Source organism: Streptomyces sp. Q2, from assembly GCF_056820935.1.
In genome coordinates this window covers 1-18,895 of sequence record NZ_JBXEJE010000051.1, presented here as the reverse complement: position 1 = coordinate 18,895, position 18,895 = coordinate 1, and the positions used below count along the sequence as shown (strand labels likewise).

General features: G+C 71.0%; 12 protein-coding genes. 3 read left to right on the top strand and 9 right to left on the bottom strand.

The window, feature by feature from the left end; all coding sequences use genetic code 11:
* Positions 1-490 precede the first annotated feature (490 nt).
* Entirely contained in the window at positions 491-2,611 is a 2,121-nt protein-coding gene (locus tag ACWBNA_RS40185) for a DNA gyrase/topoisomerase IV subunit B (RefSeq protein ID WP_482709504.1), read from the bottom strand.
* Between the two features lie 440 nt (positions 2,612-3,051).
* On the opposite strand from ACWBNA_RS40185, the gene ACWBNA_RS40180 reads away from it, so the two are divergent.
* Entirely contained in the window at positions 3,052-3,282 is a 231-nt protein-coding gene (locus tag ACWBNA_RS40180; RefSeq protein ID WP_388360222.1) for a DUF7455 domain-containing protein, read from the top strand.
* Between the two features lie 111 nt (positions 3,283-3,393).
* Here ACWBNA_RS40180 and ACWBNA_RS40175 read toward each other — a convergent pair whose 3' ends face one another.
* From ACWBNA_RS40175 to ACWBNA_RS40145, 7 genes are all read right to left on the bottom strand, one after another.
* Positions 3,394-4,251, bottom strand: coding sequence for a serine protease (locus ACWBNA_RS40175; RefSeq protein WP_482709503.1), 858 nt, complete (start codon positions 4,249-4,251; stop codon positions 3,394-3,396).
* 121 nt (positions 4,252-4,372) lie between these two features.
* Complete coding sequence (locus ACWBNA_RS40170) at positions 4,373-5,908, bottom strand: RNA polymerase sigma factor (RefSeq protein ID WP_482709502.1); 1,536 nt, start codon at positions 5,906-5,908, stop codon at positions 4,373-4,375.
* A 430-nt stretch (positions 5,909-6,338) separates the two neighbouring features.
* A complete protein-coding gene (locus tag ACWBNA_RS40165; RefSeq protein ID WP_482709501.1) occupies positions 6,339-7,226 on the bottom strand; it encodes a FadR/GntR family transcriptional regulator in 888 nt (295 codons plus the stop codon).
* Positions 7,227-7,388: 162 nt separating this feature from the next.
* A complete protein-coding gene (locus tag ACWBNA_RS40160) occupies positions 7,389-9,254 on the bottom strand; it encodes an ABC transporter ATP-binding protein (RefSeq protein WP_482709500.1) in 1,866 nt (621 codons plus the stop codon).
* A gap of 168 nt (positions 9,255-9,422) precedes the next feature.
* On the bottom strand, positions 9,423-10,181 hold the full coding sequence (locus tag ACWBNA_RS40155) for an NUDIX hydrolase (RefSeq protein ID WP_482709499.1): 759 nt from the start codon (positions 10,179-10,181) through the stop codon (positions 9,423-9,425).
* A gap of 129 nt (positions 10,182-10,310) precedes the next feature.
* On the bottom strand, positions 10,311-12,230 hold the full coding sequence (locus tag ACWBNA_RS40150; protein ID WP_482709549.1) for a glycogen debranching N-terminal domain-containing protein: 1,920 nt from the start codon (positions 12,228-12,230) through the stop codon (positions 10,311-10,313).
* 857 nt (positions 12,231-13,087) lie between these two features.
* Positions 13,088-14,845, bottom strand: a complete 1,758-nt coding sequence (locus tag ACWBNA_RS40145; protein WP_482709498.1) for a DUF4192 domain-containing protein — start codon at positions 14,843-14,845, stop codon at positions 13,088-13,090.
* Positions 14,846-15,011: 166 nt separating this feature from the next.
* On the opposite strand from ACWBNA_RS40145, the gene ACWBNA_RS40140 reads away from it, so the two are divergent.
* Both ACWBNA_RS40140 and ACWBNA_RS40135 read left to right on the top strand, forming a co-directional pair.
* On the top strand, positions 15,012-17,183 hold the full coding sequence (locus ACWBNA_RS40140; RefSeq protein WP_482709497.1) for a RecQ family ATP-dependent DNA helicase: 2,172 nt from the start codon (positions 15,012-15,014) through the stop codon (positions 17,181-17,183).
* A gap of 282 nt (positions 17,184-17,465) precedes the next feature.
* Positions 17,466-18,101, top strand: a complete 636-nt coding sequence (locus ACWBNA_RS40135; protein WP_482709496.1) for a hypothetical protein — start codon at positions 17,466-17,468, stop codon at positions 18,099-18,101.
* A gap of 291 nt (positions 18,102-18,392) precedes the next feature.
* Here the strand turns inward: ACWBNA_RS40135 and ACWBNA_RS40130 are convergent, their stop codons facing one another.
* Positions 18,393-18,869, bottom strand: a complete 477-nt coding sequence (locus tag ACWBNA_RS40130; protein ID WP_482709548.1) for a hypothetical protein — start codon at positions 18,867-18,869, stop codon at positions 18,393-18,395.
* Positions 18,870-18,895: the final 26 nt, after the last annotated feature.

The following is an 18,895-nucleotide window of genomic DNA, read 5'->3' as shown; positions in this document are numbered from 1 at the left end:
CGACGACCGTCGGCCTCCACCCCCGGGTGGAGACGCGGTCTGCGACGCACCCGCGGAAATCTCACGCTCGGCGCACTCGTGCGCCCGCCGAACTCACGCGGCGACGCGGGCCGATGCGACCCATACAGCCGCGGACGTCGACCCCCGTCACCTGCCACCGCACGGAGCGCGCCGGCCGACAAGCCTCGGCCTCGAACCGGGACGGGCGCTCAGCCCCGTCCCGCACCGGCCCGCCCCGAGTCGCGCGCCTCGATGCACGCGCATGGCCCGATCCGCATGCCCGGCCCGGGCCAGTCGCACCTCGGCCACCCCGGCCCAGCCGCAGTCTCGGCCACCCAGCCACCCGGCCCAGCTGCACCCGGCGCAGCTCAGACCTCCCCGACTCAGCTGCACCCCGCGCACCTCAGACCACCGCGGCCCAGCCACCGCACCCGCCCACGCCTCGGCCCGAACCGGCCCCATTGGCACCGGCCCGAGCCCAGCGCAGCGGCTACGCGTCGATGCGCGACCGGTCCAGCGTCGCAGCCGAGCTGGAGATGAACTCCTTGCGGGGTGCCACGTCATTGCCCATCAGCAGGTCGAAGACCTGCTCGGCGGAGTCCAGGTCGGAGAGGTTGATCCGACGCAGGGTGCGGTGACGTGGGTCCATGGTCGTCTCGGCCAGCTGGTCGGCGTCCATCTCACCGAGGCCCTTGTACCGCTGGATGGAGTCCTTGTACCGGACCCCCTTGCTCTGGAACTCCAGGAGCTTGTCCCGCAGCTCACGGTCCGAATACGTGTAGACGTATTTGTCCTGGCCCTTCTTGGGCTGGATCAGCTCGACGCGGTGCAGCGGCGGCACCGCGGCAAACACCCGACCCGCCTCGACCATGGGCCGCATATAGCGGTGGAACAGGGTCAGCAGCAGGGTCCGGATGTGGGAGCCGTCCACATCGGCGTCGGTCATCATGATGATCTTGCCGTAGCGGGCCGCGTCGATGTCGAACGTGCGTCCCGAACCCGCTCCTATGACCTGGATGATCGCGCCGCACTCGGCGTTCTTGAGCATGTCGGTGACGGACGACTTCTGGACGTTGAGGATCTTTCCGCGGATCGGCAGCAGCGCCTGGAACTCGGAGTTCCGTGCGAGCTTGGCGGTGCCGAGTGCGGAGTCTCCCTCAACGATGAACAGCTCGCTGCGCTCGACGTCGTCGCTGCGGCAGTCGGCGAGCTTGGCGGGCAGCGAGGAGGACTCCAGAGCCGTCTTCCGGCGCTGTGCGTCCTTGTGCTGACGTGCGGCGATCCTCGTGCGGGCGGCGGCGACAGCCTTCTCCATGACGACACGGGCCTGGGCCGCGGCGTCCCGCTTCGTGGAGGTGAGGAATGCCTTGAGCTCCTTGGTGATCACGGTGTTCACGATGCGACGCGCCGCCGAGGTGCCGAGGACCTCCTTGGTCTGCCCTTCGAACTGAGGTTCGGCGAGACGGACGGTGACGACCGCGGTGAGTCCTTCGAGGGCGTCGTCCTTGACGATGTCGTCCTCGGCCACGCGCAGCAGCTTCTTGGTGCGGAGCACTTCGTTCATCGTCTTGACGACGGCCTGCTCGAAGCCCGCGATGTGAGTGCCGCCCTTGGGCGTGGCGATGATGTTGACGAACGACTTCAGGTTCGTGTCGTAACCGGTCCCCCAGCGCAGCGCGACGTCCACGCCGAGCTCACGGGTGACTTCGGTCGGCGTCATCTGGCCGTGGTCGTCCAGGACCGGGACGGTCTCCTTGAAGGTGCCCTGACCGGAGAAGCGGAGGACGTCGCAGACCGGCTTGTCGGTGGCCAGGTACTCGCAGAACTCGCTGATACCGCCGTCGAAGCGGAAGGACTCCTCGCCCTTGCTGCCGCCCTCGCCGAGTCCGTACTCGTCACGGACGACGATGGTCAGGCCGGGGACCAGGAACGCGGTCTGACGTGCGCGCTGGTGGAGGTTCTCCAGGGAGAGCTTGGCGTCTTTGAGGAAGATCTGGCGGTCCGCCCAGTACCGCACGCGTGTGCCGGTGCGGTTCCTGGGGATCTTCTTGCCCTTGCGCAGACCACCCGTCTCGAACTTGGCGTCCGGGCCCATGGCGGCGAAGGCTCCGGGGACGCCGCGCCGGAAGCTGATGGCGTGGGTGTGGCCACTGCGGTCCACCTCCACGTCCAGCCGCGCGGACAGGGCGTTCACCACGGAGGCGCCCACGCCGTGCAGACCGCCGGAGGCGGCGTACGAGCCGCCGCCGAACTTGCCGCCGGCGTGCAGCTTGGTCATGACGACCTCGACACCGGAGAGGCCGGTCTTGGGCTCCACGTCGACCGGGATGCCCCGGCCGTTGTCGCGGACCTCCACCGAGCCGTCGTCGTGGAGGATCACGTCGATGTGGTCGCAGTACCCCCCTAGGGCCTCGTCGACGGCATTGTCGATGATCTCCCACAGGCAGTGCATCAGTCCACGGCTATCGGTGGAGCCGATATACATGCCCGGGCGCTTGCGCACTGCCTCGAGCCCCTCAAGGACGAGCAGGTGCCGCGCGGTGTAGTTGGAACCGTCCCGGTCTGCTCCTGCCAGCAGAGCTGTGGATGGCACGGACGTTTCGGCGGTCACGCGGTTCGCTCCTCGCTGAATTTCAGGTGGGGCCCTTCTGGGTAAGGGCGCGGCTTGGGTTGCCGCTCAGAGGGTACCGAGGCCTGGTAGAGCCGATGTAACGCCACCCTCTTCTAAACTCACCCTAGTCCACGGTCGTATGCATGTTCGATCCCTCGATTGAGTGAAGTACATATCACGTTCCCTTCGGGGCATGAACCATTTAGGCTCCGGGCACGTCCTCATGAACAACCGGCAACCCAGCCGGGAGGACCGACCCCCGACCGACAGCGCGAACCCGTAAGCATCGAAGACACGCAATACGGCACATTCGCCGCCAACCGGCAGCAGACAGCCGCCCCGGAGAGATTTTTCGAGGAAAAGCCCCGAGCGGGAACGTTTTCGGGCTGGTTGGATGTTGACCCTGGTACGACAGCTCGTCGAGCTAGAGAAGAGGCGACGTGACTACTGTTCTGACCCCCGCGAGCCCGATGACGGCCGCTGACCGCTGCGACCGCTGCGGAGCCCAGGCGTACGTGCGCGTCGTCCTGCTCAGCGGCGGAGAACTGCTCTTCTGCGCCCACCACGGTCGCAAGTTCGAGCCGGAACTCAAGAAGATCGCCGCTGAGATACAGGACGAGACGGAGCGGCTCACGGCCGTTCCTGCATCCGCCTCGGAAGAAGAGCGCTGACACTCGCGTTCCACGACGAGCCAGCACCGGCACAGACCGGCCAAGGGCGGCCGCTCCTGCTCTGCAGGGGTAGCCGCCCTTGCTAGTACCCGTCGAGCCCTTCAGCCGCCGTCAGGCGCCCGCATGCGGCATGTCCGAGCCGCCACCCCGGGCCAGCGCCCGCACTACGTCGGACACACGCGTGTAGACCCCAGGGCTGCCCGCGCGACCGCAGCCGCTCCCCCAGGACACGAGCCCGATCAGCTTCCCCCGGGCGACCAGCGGCCCTCCGCTGTCTCCCTGACAGGCGTCCCGGCCTCCCTCCTCCTCCCCGGCGCACAGCATGGTGCCGGCGAGGTACCTACCGTCGGCGCTGCCCGGATACGCCCTTTCACACAGCGCGTCGGGCAGCACGCGCAGGCGTGCCGCCCGCAGGCTCCGCGCATAACCCCCCGCACCCGTGACATCTCCCCAGCCGTACACCGTGGCGTCCGTCCCCGGTAGGTACGCCGGATCACCGGCAGCCGCCATCCCCAGCCCCGAGCCCTGCGGCAGCGGCTCGGCGAGGCTGAGCACAGCGAAATCCCCCGCGTTGCTCCCTTCGTCGTAGTCCGGATTCACCCAGGTGTCCTGCACCCGGATCTCCTGGCCCTGATCCGAGAGCAGGTCCGTACGGCCCGCGATCACCTTGAGGTCGCGGACGCGGTCCGGCGGGTCGCCGAGGACGTCCTCCCCCAGGCAGTGGGCCGCGGTGAGCACAGTGGTCCGGCCGATCGCCACACCGCCGCAGAACTGCCCCGCCCGCGTACCCCCGAACCGGTCACGACTGGACAGCGCCACCGTCCAGGGGCTTTCGGACACGTCGACCGGGAAACCGCCGACGACGATGCTGTCGGCGGCCACGGGGGCGGTGGACATCAGTGGTATGGCTGCCGCGGCGGCCGCCAGAACCAGCGGCCGGGCCAGCGCCCGAGCAATGCGAGACCGCATGCCTGCTCCTTACTCCGGGGTGGTGATCGGACACCCAGAGTCACGCAGAGCACCACGACCCGCAGCACGAAGGCCCGGCTCCCCTCAGGGATCCGGGCCTTCGATGTGGTACGGACGGGGCCTAGTCGAGGTAGTCGCGCAGCACCTGGGACCGCGACGGGTGGCGCAGCTTCGACATGGTCTTGGACTCGATCTGACGGATGCGCTCGCGCGTGACGCCGTACACCTTGCCGATCTCGTCGAGGGTCTTCGGCTGACCGTCGGTGAGACCGAAGCGCATGGAGACGACGCCCGCCTCGCGCTCGGACAGGGTGTCCAGGACGGAGTGCAGCTGCTCCTGCAGGAGCGTGAAGCTGACCGCGTCGGCCGGGACGACGGCCTCGGAGTCCTCGATGAGGTCGCCGAACTCGCTGTCACCGTCCTCGCCCAGCGGGGTGTGCAGCGAGATGGGCTCACGGCCGTACTTCTGGACCTCGATGACCTTCTCGGGGGTCATGTCGAGTTCCTTGGCCAGCTCCTCCGGGGTGGGCTCGCGGCCCAGGTCCTGGAGCATCTGGCGCTGCACGCGCGCGAGCTTGTTGATGACCTCGACCATGTGCACCGGGATGCGGATGGTGCGGGCCTGGTCGGCCATCGCGCGGGTGATCGCCTGACGGATCCACCAGGTGGCATACGTGGAGAACTTGTAGCCCTTGGTGTAGTCGAACTTCTCGACCGCGCGGATGAGACCGAGGTTGCCCTCCTGGATGAGGTCCAGGAAGAGCATGCCGCGGCCGGTGTAGCGCTTGGCCAGGGAGACCACCAGGCGGAGGTTGGCCTCCAGGAGGTGGTTCTTGGCGCGGCGGCCGTCCTCGGCGATGATCTCGAGTTCGCGCTTGAGCTTCGGGGCGAGCTTGTCGGCGTTGGCCAGCTTGTCCTCGGCGAACAGACCGGCCTCGATGCGCTTGGCGAGCTCGACCTCCTGCTCGGCGTTGAGCAGCGGGACCTTGCCGATCTGCTTGAGGTAGTCCTTGACGGGGTCGGCGGTGGCACCGGCCACGGCGACCTGCTGGGCCGGCGCGTCGTCCTCGTCGTCGTCGGAGAGGACGAAGCCCTTGTTCTCGGCCCCCTCCTCTTCCTCTTCACCGGGCTTGACGTCCTCGACGACCTCGTCCTCGACGACCTCGGCGTCATCCTTGCCGGCGGTCGTCTTCTTGGCCGTCGTCTTCTTGGCCACGGTCTTCTTCGCGGCCGCCTTCTTGGCGGTCGTCGTCTTCTTGGCGGCGGCCTTCTTCACGCCCGCCTCGTCCTCGACGGCGGGCTCGGCGACGGGTGCCGCCGGCGTGGCGGTGGCGGTGGCCTTCTTGGCGGTCACCGTCTTCGCCGCGACCGTCTTGGTGGCGGTGCGCTTGGCCGGACTCTTCGCTGCGACGCTCTTTCGGGTGCGCTTGGGCTCCGCGGCACTGACCATCAGCGTCACACCCTCTTCCTCGAGGATCTGGTTGAGGCTGCGCAGTACGTTCTTCCACTGAGTGGCCGGAATCTGGTCAGCTTCGAAGGCCCGACGCACGTCATCGCCGGCGATCTGCCCCTCAGCCTTTCCCCGCTCAATGAGCGCCATGACAGAGACGGACTCGGCGATCTCCGGCGGGAGCGTACGGGATGTGCTGGCCGACACGAACAACCTCTCGGAACGTTGGAAAACGGCTTCCGGCCCCGTCCATGATGGACAGGAGCCGACCACCGGCCTTGGGGATGGGCCGACGGCGCGGGCGGGGGCCGGGAAGATGCACAGCGCCTTGAACGGCGTCCGTATTCCCTCCGCGGCTGTCACCTCTTAGGTCATCGCGCTGTCCGCCCGAGCGTTACGCCCAATCTGCGTGGCCCGAGTCACACCCCGTAAGCGTTCATAAACGGTCAGACAAGTACAGATGAGGTCAGTCGCAGTCCCGGCCTGGGGGTTCCGGCGCACTCACCGCCACGTCGCACCGTCGGACCCCGCAGGATTCCCTGAGGATCCTGCGGGGTCCGACGGGAGACGGTTCGGCGGCCGGGCGATGCCACAGGAGGAGGGGGGCATCGCCGACCGCGCCGCCTGCGGTGCGCGGTCAGTGCTCGCGCGGCGCGGGCACCACGCGCTCCACCTCGGGGTGGACGGTGAGAAGTTGGCGCATGGCCGCCTCGGCTGCCGCGCCGTCGCCGGTGGCGAGGGCGCCGGCGATCCGGCCGTGGTGCGCCAGCGAGGTCTCGGTCGGCCGGTCACAGCCTGCAATCGGGCCACCGGAGACCTGAAGGGCGGCCGACACGATCCCGGAGAGGTGCTCCAGCATGCGGTTGCCCGCGAGCTGGATGAGCAGGGAGTGGAACTCGGCGTCGGCGCGGGAGAAAGTGAGCACATCGCCCTGACCCATGGCGTGACCCATGATCTCGACCATGTCGGCGAGCCGCTGCTGGACGTCCTCGCGCCCGTGCCCGGCGGCGAGGCGGGCGGCGAGCGGCTCGATCGTCCAGCGCAGCTCGCTCAGCTCGCGGCGCTGGTCGTCGCGCTGCGGCCCGTAGGCACGCCACTCGATGATGTCGGGATCCAGGAGGTTCCAGTCGCTGACGGGGCGCACGCGCGTGCCCACGTTCGGGCGGGCGCTGACCAGGCCCTTGGCCTCCAGGACGCGGAGCGACTCGCGGACGACGGTGCGGGAGACCTCGAATCGCTGGCCGATCTCCTCGGGGACCAGCGGACGGTCGGCGCCCAGGTCACCGGAAACGATCATCTGGCCAAGCTGTTGAACGAGTTGGCCGTGCAGCCCGCGCCCGCGGTTGCCTGCGGCGCGTCGGCTCATACGGCCCAGCTCCGGGTCCGCGCCGTCCCAGGAGGGGATGCCGACGCGGTCGGGGCCCGACGCCTCGGCGTAGGGGTAGCGGTCGAGTTCGCCCGGGCCGGCGAGACCGGAGTCTGCGGAGCGGGCGGCGGTCATCATGGTGTGCGCAAGGGTACTCACGGATCCTTTGTCGGCGTCGTCTCCAACTCCCTTGAGGTCTTTGGTGAAAAGCACACGAAAGGGTGATCGCTCACCCCGTCGCAATTGACGCCTTATCGGAAAGAAATGGGCGCACCCCGGGGAGTTGTGTGCAGGGGGGAACCGATGCGGCGCGGACGGTCGTCATCGGACCCTGCTACGCAGGGTCGTGAGCAGATATGCGCAGAGCAGAGCGGTCACCGACAATGCCAGCGCCCCACCGACCGGTTGGACGAGCACGCGCACAGCCGCCGACAGATAGCGCTCTCCACCGAAGGGCCATTGCGACATAAACACCTCGCGCAGCCGCGTGGAGAATCCGGCCGCCGCCCGCACGGACGCCCCCTCCAAGGCCTTGTGTACGAGCGGTACACCGAGAACCGGAACGGCGACCACCGCGGCGAGCCCGGCCGTGGTGGACCGGAAGACTCCCGCGGCCAGCACACCGGCCCAGGCGCACCCGACCACGAACCCGATCCAACTGACGCCCAGTGACAACCAGTCGGCTGGAACCTCGGTGAGCTCCCGTCCGTAGACGAGGTAGAGCACTTCTGCGTCGCAGCCCACCGTGAGCAGGGCCAGCAGCAGCGCGGTGACCGCGGCGACCACGAGTTTCGCGGCGAGCAGCCCCAGACGGCGGGGCACCGTGCCGCGGTCCGCCGCCAGGGCGGGGTGGCGGAACTCGTCACCGAAGGCGAGCGCCCCGAGCAGCCCCGCGCCGAGTGCCGCGGGCGGCAGCGGCAGTTCCCGCGGCCACGCGGCCAGCAGACGCGGCTGCGGGGTGTGTCCGATACGTGCCAGGAGTACAGCGGTGAGAGCGGAGGTGACGAGGACACCGGCGCCTGTGAGGAACCCCGTACCGACCCCGGCGGCGCGGCGCAGTTCGTAGCGCAGTGGCCGCATAGGGCTGGGCGCGGGTCGGACGGAGATCGGAGGCGGTAGGGGGGACAGGGGGGCGCCGGTTGTGACGGCGTCGACGGGGCGAGTCGCGACTGGGGGAGGTCCTTCTCCGTCGCTCGTAGTGGGTGTTCCCGATGGACCGGACGCCTGGGATGGGCCGGATCCCCCCTCAGCACCCTCTGACGGTGTCCCGTCGAGTACGCATCTCTCCACCGAGTGGGCAGGCAGCGCACCCGGGCCCATGTCACCGATCTCGTGGGCGAGTTGGTGTACCAGGACGCCGTGCCGGAAGGCGGTCTCCCCCACCTCGGCACACGTACTGCCGTACACGGACAGACGGTTGCCGCCCTCCCGTACGACTTCTACGGAGCGCTGGGCGGTGCGGGCCTCCTTGCTGAGCAGGGAGGCGAGGCGGGCGGCGTGGGGGCTGCGGACGGCGACCCGGGGGCGCAGCCGGGTGCGGGCGAAGTCCGCCGCGTCCTGGTCGGCGACGAGTCTGCCCCCGTCGAGCGTGACCACCTGGTCGGCGGCGCGCGCCGCCTCCTTGGGATCGGCCGTGGTGAACAGAACCGTCCCGCCCTGCGTGACGTGCGCCCGCAGCATGCCGTACAGCCACTGGTTCTCGCGGGCGGAGAGGCCGTCGGCGGGGTTGTCCAGCAGGAGGGTGTGCGGGTCGGGGAGCAGGGCGCAGGCCAGGCCGAGACGACGGTCCATGCCACGCGAAAGAGTGCTGAGCCGTTCGTCCCGCAGGCTGACGAGACCGACCACCTCGAGGACTTCGTCGGCACGCCGGACCGGGACGCCCGCCGCGGCGCACAGCATGCGCAGGTGACCGCGCACGCTGCGGGCGGGATGGCCCGGCACGTCACCCATCAGCACGCCGACTTCGCGCGAGGGGTGCGCGATGCGGTGCAGGGGACGACCTCTGAAGTAGGTGACGCCGCGGCCCTGTTGGAGTTCGAGCATCAGCCTGAGCGCCGTCGTCTTGCCCGCGCCCGCCGCTCCGAGGAGCGCAGTGACACGGCCTGCGCGCGCTTCGAAGGAGACGTCGTCGACTGCGGGCGGAAGATCCTTGCGGGAGTTGCTGGTCAGTCCGAAGGCCTGGATCACCCGTAGCAAGATAGCGCGCTATGTCCGTTTTTCCGGGTACCGCAAGGCCCGCTGCGCAGCGGGCCGTCGGTCTGTCGGCCGCCCCGATCGGACCGCTGTCCGGCGGAACAGAGGCCACATCGCCGTCCCGTCAGGGCCGGTCGGCCGTTCAGGCCCCGCTCCGCGGTGTCACACCTCTGGGCGCAGCATCGGCGGGTTGAGGAGTGTGGCCCCGCCGGCGCGGAAGAGCTGAGCGGGGCGGCCGCCCTGGCGGGTGGTCGTACCGCCGGTGGGCACGAGGAAGCCCGGCGTGCCCGTCACCTTGCGGTGGAAGTTGCGCGGGTCGAGCGCGACGCCCCACACCGCCTCGTACACGCGGCGCAGCTCGCCGACGGTGAATTCGGGCGGGCAGAAGGCGGTGGCAAGGGACGAGTACTCGATCTTGGAGCGGGCTCGCTCCACGCCGTCCGCCAGAATCTGGGCATGGTCGAAGGCGAGCGGCGCGACGGGGTCGCCGTCACGGCCGTAACCGCCCTGCTGCAGCAGTTCCTCGACGGGCGCCCAGCGGGCGTTGCTCGCGTCGCCGCCCGCGCGCGGAGCGGGGAGATCGGGGGCGAGGGCGAGGTGGGCGACGCTGACCACGCGCATCCGGGGATCGCGTTTGGGATCGCCGTAGGTCGCGAGTTGTTCCAGGTGTGCGCCGTTGTCCTGGACGGGAACGGCCGGGTCGTGCGCGCTCAGTCCGGTCTCCTCCGCCAGCTCGCGCGCCGCGGCCTGTGCCAGATCCTCGTCGGCCCGTACGAAGCCGCCGGGAAGCGCCCAGCGCCCCTGGAACGGCGGCTCCCCCCTGCGCACCGTCATCGCGCACAGGGCATGGCGGCGCACGGTCAGCACGACCAGGTCCACGGTGACGGCGAAGGGCGGAAAGGCTGACGGGTCGTAGGGCATGCGGCGATCATAGTCGTCTGCTTGACGATAAACACTCCCTTCGTCGGCCGCACCGGCGGCTGGTCCGCTTCGGTCCGTGGGCGTCCAGGCTGTGCTCCCTGTCGTCGTCACCTGCCGTGTCGTACGAGGTCAAGTCCCGAGTTGGAGGCCGTCGGCCGCCTCCTCGACCATGGCGAGGCCGAGTCGGCTGACCCGCACGGAGAAGGGGGCGCCCGCGACCCGCAGCCCGGTCAGGCTGATCTCCCCGAGGGGCACGCTGCGCATCGGACGCAGCGTGATCGTCCCGGCCGGTGCGTCGGGGCGGATCCCGGCGAGGGTGGTCAGCAGGAGGACTCCGGCGGCCGATGCGGTCGCCGACGGGCGGCAGGCCGCCGGATGGGGAAGTGGCGCGCCTCCGTCCGTGCGCTGCTCCCCCGCGTACATCTCGGGAAGCCGGTGGCCGAATGCCTCGGCCGCCGCCAGTACGCCCCGCAACAGCGAACCGGCCTCCTTCTCGTAGCCCGCCGCGGCCAGACCGGCGACGGCGACGGCCGTCTCGTGCACCCTTACGGCACCGGCGCGATGGCCGAAGGGGTTGTATCCCACCTCCTTCGCCCCGAGTCCGCGCAGGCCCCAGCCGGAGTCCATGGCCGGGCTCCCGAACAGCCTGGCGAGCTGTTCGGTCTGCACCCGGTCGAGCAGCCCGGGTGCCTGCTCGCCTCCACCCAGCAGGCCGGTGTCGAGCAGATGGGCGGCCGTGGCGCCGAGCTGCGGAACGAGACGCCCGTCCGGGGCACGGGCGGTCGCCGGCCGGCCGCCGCCACGGTCGTCGAGCCAGAAGTCCCGGCGGAACGCGGTCCGCAGTTCCCGGGCCCACTGGCGCAGATCGGTCCCGCCCGGCCTGCCGCAGGAGTCGAGCAACTCGGCACCGAGCACTGCCGCGCGATGGGCGTGGGCCTGTGTCTCGCAGCGGGCAGGGCCGCCGGGCTGCGGGTCGCACAGATACGTCCCGTCGCCCACTGTCGCCCGCAGCCAGGTCAGGCACCGCTCGGCCGCCGGCAGCAGCTCCTGAGTCTCCGGCTCAGGGAGCCCCCAGCTTCTGGCCTCCGCGAGGAGGGCTGGGAAGAGCAGAGTGGCCTCCGTGCCCGTGCAGCCTGGCGGCAGATGCACCCCTGCGTCCCGCTTCGGTCCCGGGATCATGCCGGACCGCGGTCCGGCGGCGGCCTGGAGTTGGGTACGCGCCAGGGTGCGCAAGGTGCCGGCCGCGAGCCTGGTGCCGAGCGGCAGCGTCATCCGGGCCGCGGCGAGTGCCTCGGCCGGTGCCATCCCGCAGCGCCAGGGCGCTCCTGCCGCCAGGTGTGTGTCGGTGGGGTGTGCCGGGTCGCGCAGCAGGAGGGCTTGGAGGTCCTCGATGGCGGTGTGCAGCAGGGCCCGCACTCCGGGGTGGTCGCCTGTCGCCCGTGCGGTGGCCAGGGGGCTCGTCGCCGCACGCCCCACGGCCCTGACGGGTCCCGCGCCGTCGGGTCGTACCCGCAGTTCCACGCTCGCCGTGCCGCCTGGGGGCAGGTGGAACTCCCAGCGCAGCAGTCCTGCTGAGGCCAGGGCGTCGGCGGGCGGCGGATCGGCCGTGACCGATGCGCTCGCGCCGGCGCAGGACCAGCGCAGGCCTGAGTCGTGGACGCTGGCGGGCAGCTCGGGTCCCGCCCGTCCCGACGCGATCGCGCCCAGGTCGGCCAGGTCCGTGCCGAGGGCCACCTCCACCGGCAGACGAAGCGGGCGGAGGGCCGCGCTGTGGAGCGTGATGCGTTCGGTGCCGTCCGCGTGACGCGTGCGCTCAACCACGACGTCCGGGTCCGGTCCGGTGCCCGGGGAGGCGCCCACTGTCCCCACGAAGCGTGCGCGGTCCGCCGCGGTCGTCCGGGCCTGGACCGCGGACGGTTCTCGTCCGGCGACGCGAAGCTGGCAGCGGGAGAGCAAGCGTCGGCCCGCACGATAGAACCCCTCCAGGCCGTGGCCGGTCAGCTGCCCCTGATCCGAGGAGATGGCCAGCCCCGGGAGCGCTACGCAGATGAGGGTGGCGTGGGCCGGGGGAAGGCCGACTGACCGGCGAGGGGGCAGGGGCGCGGCTGGATTCGCGGGCGAGGTCGAGGGCTGAGCCGATGGCGGGTGGTTCCGTGGAGTGGGCGCGGCCGAGCGATCCGGGTGGGAGACGGTCGGGGGTGGAGCCCAGCGCCGCTGGTTTGTCGGCGGAGCGGGGCGTGGTGGCTGTGCTGTCGGCGGGGGCGGGCTCTGCTCCGAAGGCGCAGACGACCACCCTTGTGAACCCGTTCCTGGGGTCGGCCAGGGCCTGTCCTGCGTCAGGGACACAGACGCATGCCGGTCGGCATCCGCGCCTGAGCGCTGCCGCTCCTGCTCTTCGGATGCAGACGTGTCCGGGCCCGGCACCTGCGGCGGTGTGCTTGCGGTTCTGCTCCAGAGTGGCGAGGAACCGCCGGGAACGGAGTTGTCGTCGGTGGCGGAGGGCGGAGTCGGCTGGTGCATGGGGCGGCTTCCTCTGCGCTCTGTGGGCCTGGGTCGTGGTCGGCGCCGGGTGCGGGGCTCCTGGGGACAAGGGCGGTACGGCGGCACTCCTTCAGGCGTTCCGCCACTCAGGTGAACGGGACGGACATCTTCGGGGTCACGCCCGCGGCGAGGGAAGCCGACCGAATGGCGGCGAGGGCGAAGGCAGTGGATCCCTCGTCGGCCGAGCAGGAACCCGCCACCACCTCCGTGCCCCACCCGGCCTCGCTCCGCCCGCTCGCGCCCGGGACCGGCCTGGGCGGGGTTGCCCGCCACCCGGCGGCGGAGGACGTGCCACACCCGCGCGCCGCCCTCACTCAGCCGACATGCCAGGCCACCAAGTCGGTCGACGCCTCCCCTGCGGTCGTTCATACCTCCCCCTCTGCGGCGTCGTCTCCCGGCTGCGCGGCTGTGGGGCGGGAACCGCGGCGACGCGCGTTGTCCGGGCCGGTGGAGCGTGAGCGCGCGTTCTCCTTCCCCGAGGGCCGTGGACGTGTACCGCCGGTGCCCGGAGTACCAGGACGCGTAGCGCCCCTGGGCCGTGTGCGGGTGTGCGGCTCGTCCTCGTCCATCCGCGCCGGTCGTCCTCCCGCACCGGCGGAAGGAGAGCGGCCGTCGGAGCCACCGCCGGGCCGGGTCCGCCGCCGGCGGCGGGAAGCTGCCGCGGGCGCGGCCGCCGTACCAGGTCCGCCGGTACCCGACCCGTTCTGCACGGGAGCTTCCTCCGCTGAGCTCCTCTCCTGCTGCGTCGAGGCCCCACCAGCCCGTGGCACGTCTCCCTGCACCGGTGCCACGATGTCCCGCTGCTCCGGGGACTCGGCTCCGGTCTCGCCGCAGTCCCCCTCAGTCTTCGAACGGGCCCGCGCCCTGCGCCCCTCGCGTTCTGCTCGCAGACAGTGGCGGATGGACTCCGGGTCCAGGCCCTCGTTGCAGGCCTGGTGCAGGAGCCGGGCGAAGAGGTAGTCGGGATCGGCACCCAGGGCCATGGCCATGGCTTCCCGTGCCTCGATGTCGTCACCGGCCGACCAGGAGACCCAGCCGACGAGGGTGAGCGGGGCCGCCGCATGCTCGCCGTAAGACCCGACGCAACGGCGGGCCAAGGCTCGCCACAGACGCAGGGCCGGGCCGGCTTCGTGGCCCTCCATCCACTCGGCCGCGCGGTCGCGGGTCGAGCGGTCCTGAAGGCCGAGGATCAATGTGGCCGCTTCGTCGTGTCCGAGCATTTCGTCGTCACGCAGATCAGCCAGGAGGGTGCCGGAGACGGGCGGCGCTTCGGCGAACCGAATCATCACCCGCTCGGCGAGAGCCACCGTCTCCTCGGCCACGTCCGCGCGGCTCGCCTCGTCGAGCATCCTGGGGACCTGCGTCATGCTCGCGGCGTCCAGGGCGCTCTCCTGCTCCAGCGCGGCGGCGGTCTCCCAGGGCAGCAGCCTGGCCCGCAACTCGCGCAGAGTGCCGCGCACCTGAAGTCCGGCGTAGGTGGCCGCGGCAGCCAGCACGGACGTGCCGGGCAGCCCCATCGGCAACCCCGCGGGGGGACAGCATCCCTCACTCGGGCAGCAGTACGACCAGAAGCGGCCGTCGGAAATGCACAGCGCCTCGATCACGGGCACGTCGAGCCGGCCGCACTCCCTGCGCAGAAAGCCTGCGAGCTGGGCCAGCCGTCGCATGACCTGCTGCCCGGTCTCCCCCTTGGCGGGCTCCTGACACAGGTAGGCCACCATCTGCCCGGGTTTGGCGCCCCTGCGCTCGCTGCCCGTGATCAGACCGTGGGCCAGCTGCCGGGCCGCGGACTCCCAGTCGTCCTCGCTCGACGGAATGCCGAGCCGGGCGCGTCCACCGAACCGGCCCCGGCCGCCCCGGTCGTTGAGGGCGACCAGGACGATGCTGTCCTCGGGGCGGTAGCCGAGCAGGTACGGCAGGGCGTCGGCGAGTTCGGCCGGTGTGCGCAGCGTGAGCTGATGGTCGCCTCCGTGAGCGTCGTACGTCACGCACTCGACGTGTTCTCCGGCCGCGGCCGGGAGGCGCCCGTTGGCGGCGGCGCGGGCTTCGGGCCTCTCATATCCGTCTCGTCCACCGATGTCGCCGTTCTCGGAGGATCCTGTCGTTTCGCTGTGATTCGTCATGCGCAGACGATCTCGCGGATCACCACATTCCGCTTTCACCTGTGGATAAGTCCGATCAGGGACACGTCATTCTCGCTTCGCATGTCTGGTTGGACCTGCGAATGCGCCTGCCGGCTCGCCCCGGCCCGGAGCACCGCTGTCAGCGCCGTCCTGTTGTATGGGACGTATGACGCACACGAGCAACGCGGAATTGCGCGCGGCAGCCGATGCGGTCCTCACCCGACTCGTCGGGGACGGCACCGGGTCGGCCCGCCTGCGCGAAGACCAGTGGCGGGCGATCGAAGCCCTGGTGGCGGACAAGCGCCGGGCCCTCGTCGTGCAGCGCACGGGCTGGGGCAAGTCCGCGGTGTACTTCGTGGCGACCGCCCTGCTGCGCAAGCGCGGTGCGGGTCCCACCGTGATCGTCTCCCCGCTGCTCGCGCTCATGCGCAACCAGGTCGGCGCCGCCGCCCGTGCCGGCATCCAGGCGCGGACCATCAACTCCTCCAACACGGAGGAGTGGCAGACCGTCCAGGAAGAGGTCACCGCGGGCACGGTCGACGTGCTGCTGGTGAGCCCGGAGCGGCTCAACAACCCGGACTTCCGCGACAACGTCCTGCCCGAACTGGCCGCCGCCACCGGGCTCCTGGTCGTCGACGAGGCGCACTGCATCTCCGACTGGGGCCACGACTTCCGCCCCGACTACCGGCGGCTGCGCACCATGCTGGCCGACCTCCCGCCCGGCGTTCCGGTGCTCGCCACCACCGCCACCGCCAACGCACGGGTCACCGCGGACGTGGCCGAACAGCTGGGCACGGGCACGGGCTCGGACGCGTTGGTGCTGCGCGGCCCACTGGACCGCGAGAGCCTCAGTCTGGGCGTGCTCCAGCTGCCCGACGCGGCCCACCGACTGGCGTGGCTCGCCGATCACCTGGCCGACCTGCCGGGTTCCGGGATCATCTACACCCTCACGGTCGCCGCGGCCGAAGAGGTCACCGCCTTTCTGCGGCAGTGCGGTCACACGGTCGCTTCCTACACGGGCAAGACGGAGAACGCCGAGCGGCAGCAGGCCGAGGAGGCCCTCCTCGCGAACCAGGTCAAGGCGCTCGTGGCCACGTCCGCACTCGGCATGGGGTTCGACAAGCCCGACCTGGGCTTCGTCGTGCATCTCGGTTCCCCCTCCTCCCCCATCGCGTACTACCAGCAGGTCGGCCGTGCCGGGCGCGGCGTGGAGCACGCCGAGGTGCTCCTTCTGCCGGGCCGGGAGGACGAAGCGATCTGGGCCTACTTCGCCTCCGTCGCCTTTCCGCCCGAGGAAGCCGTCCGTCGCACCCTCGACGCCCTCGCGCAGGCGGACCGGCCCTTGTCCCTGCCCGCGCTCGAACCGCTCGTGGAACTGAACCGCACCCGCCTGGAGACCATGCTCAAGGTCCTCGACGTGGACGGCGCCGTCCACCGCGTCAAGGGCGGCTGGATCGCCACCGGCAGGCCTTGGTCGTACGACACCGAGCGGTACGCCTGGGTTGCCAAGCAACGCGGCACCGAGCAACAGGCCATGCGCGACTACGCCACCACGAGCGGCTGCCGCATGGAGTTCCTGAGGCAGCAGCTGGACGACGAGGAGGCGGCCCCCTGTGGTCGCTGCGACAACTGCGCCGGTCCCCGTTTCACGGTCGAGGTCTCCTCGAGCGCCCTGGACACCGCGGGCGGCTCCCTCACGCGCGCCGGTGTCGTGGTGGACCCCCGCAAAATGTGGCCGACCGGGCTCCCTGCCATCGGCGTCAACCTCAAGGGCCGTATCCCGCCCGGTGAACAAGCCACCCCGGGCCGGGCTTTGGGCCGCCTCTCCGACATCGGCTGGGGCAACCGGCTCCGCCCCCTGCTCGCGCCCCACACTCCGGACGCCCCCGCTCCCGACGACGTGATGAAGGCCGTCGTGACGGTACTGGCCGACTGGGCCAAGGCACCGGACGGCTGGGCGTCGGGCAAGCCGGACGCGCCGCCCCGTCCCGTCGGCGTGGTCACCATGCCCTCGCGCACGAAGCCGCAGCTGGTCCAGTCTCTCGGCGACAGAATCTCCGAGGTCGGCCGCCTGCCCCTCCTGGGGTCCCTGGCATACACGGACCACACGGCCGACCTGTCCCTGCCCCGCTCCAACAGTGCCCAACGCCTGCGCGCCCTCGAGGGGGCACTCGTCGTCCCTCCGCCGTTGCGCGAGGCACTTGATGCCGCGAACGGACCCGTGTTGCTTGTGGACGACGTGACCGAAAGCGGCTGGACCCTCGCGGTCGGCGCCCGCCTGCTCCTGCGGTCGGGTGCACAGGCGGTCTTGCCACTGGTCCTGGCGGTTCGCGGCTGAGCACGCGTCAGACATCGGAGACCGTTGCGGCGGCGTACGGACGTGTCGTGCTCGAACGTCCCGTGCGTCGCCTCCCGGAACACCGGGTAGGGATATAAGACGCTAACCTCTCGAAAAGGGTCGGTAGGCCCAATTGCTCGTTGCCGCAACCAAGTTCGACAGGAAGAATTGAACTCCGCTCCCCGCACGGCTCGTCCGTGACCAGGTAGGGCTCTGCTGCGGTGCGCGCTCCCCCGAATCCGACCCCGCCCGCAGTGTGGGCGCGTAGCCGAAGGGAGGACCGTGACCTTCGGATTCGCTCCGTCCTCAGCGGCGTCGACGTCGTCGCCTGCTGACCTGTCCGCCGCATCCGCCAATCCTCTGGCCCGCATGCTCGAACCCTCGGAGTGGGCCGCTGCCGGGATTCCTCTGCTGCGCAATCCCCGCGAGGTCGTCAGCGGGCTGCACACCCGGCATCTGCCCAAGCCGACGACCGCGATCGTGGCGGTCCTCGATGCCGACGAGCGGCTTCGCGCGAGCGCCTCGTTCACCCGCCGTCCGGCACCGGCTGACGGCTGGATGTCCCGCAACGTGCTGCTGTCCCAGCTGCGCCGGGTGATCCCGCACGACCTGCGGCGCCGCACACCGGTGCGCACCGCCGTGTTGCTCTACTGCCGTGAGGGGGACGCGCGTTGGACCGAGGAGGACGGCGCGTGGATGTGGGGACTGCGTGACGCCTGCACCCTGCACGGGCTGCGATGCGGGGCGTACATCACGCTGACCCGGGACGGCTGGCAGGTCCTCGGCGAGGGTCGAGGCGGGCGTCGCCCGAACGCGGACTCGGCACCGGAGCCATTCGCCACGTCCGAGGCGCCGCCCCCGCTGCCGCGCACGGGCGGCGCCGTCTCGGAAGTACTGCGCCGCGCTGCGGCCCGCTGACACCGGCCCAGCACCCGCACGCCGGCCGCCTGCATGCCGTACGCGTGCGGTCTCGTGGGCACACGCCGCACGCCGCCGAGCCCGTGCCACGGCACAAAGCACCGGCACGGCGAACAGCGCCGACCGCGTGGCTGACAGCAACGGCATACGTGCGCCCCGAAGTGCACCGGGTAAGGCAAGGCACAGCGCTGCCATACGGTTACCGGCACGACAAAGCAGCACACCGCGCAGGTGCCGCCGGGGCGGCACCTCCATCACCCCCGGCGCCCCGCCGGGGGTACCGGATGCGGCTCAGACGTCGGTGCCCAGAACCGAGTTGATCTGCTGCGGGTCACCGCAGACGATCAACAGGGCACCGGCCCGCGCGTGAGCGAGCGGCAGGGCGTCGGCGGCTGCCGAGCCGGGACCGCCGTTGACGGCGACCACGACCACGGGGCGCGATGCGGCGCGAGAAGCCACGGCGGCGTCTGTGTAGAAGACGTCGTCGGCCGCGTCGTGCTGCGCCCAGTAGGAGGCTTCACCGAAGGACAGTTCGTGGACGGCCCACGGGTGCTGTTCGCCGGTGGTGATCACCAGCACGTCACCGGGAGCGCGACCCGAGTCGAGCAGCAGGTCGACAGCTTCCTCGGCAGCGTCGAGCGCACCCTCGGCGGAGGCCGGGATCAGCTGGATCTGCGGAGTCACCGCGGCCGGAGCGGCGGCGACAGGGGCGGCGGGGCCCGACGTTCCGGGCTTCGCCACGGCCGCGGCGTGCGGCGTGCGTTGCACCGGCGGCGCGGGCCGCAACGGGCCAG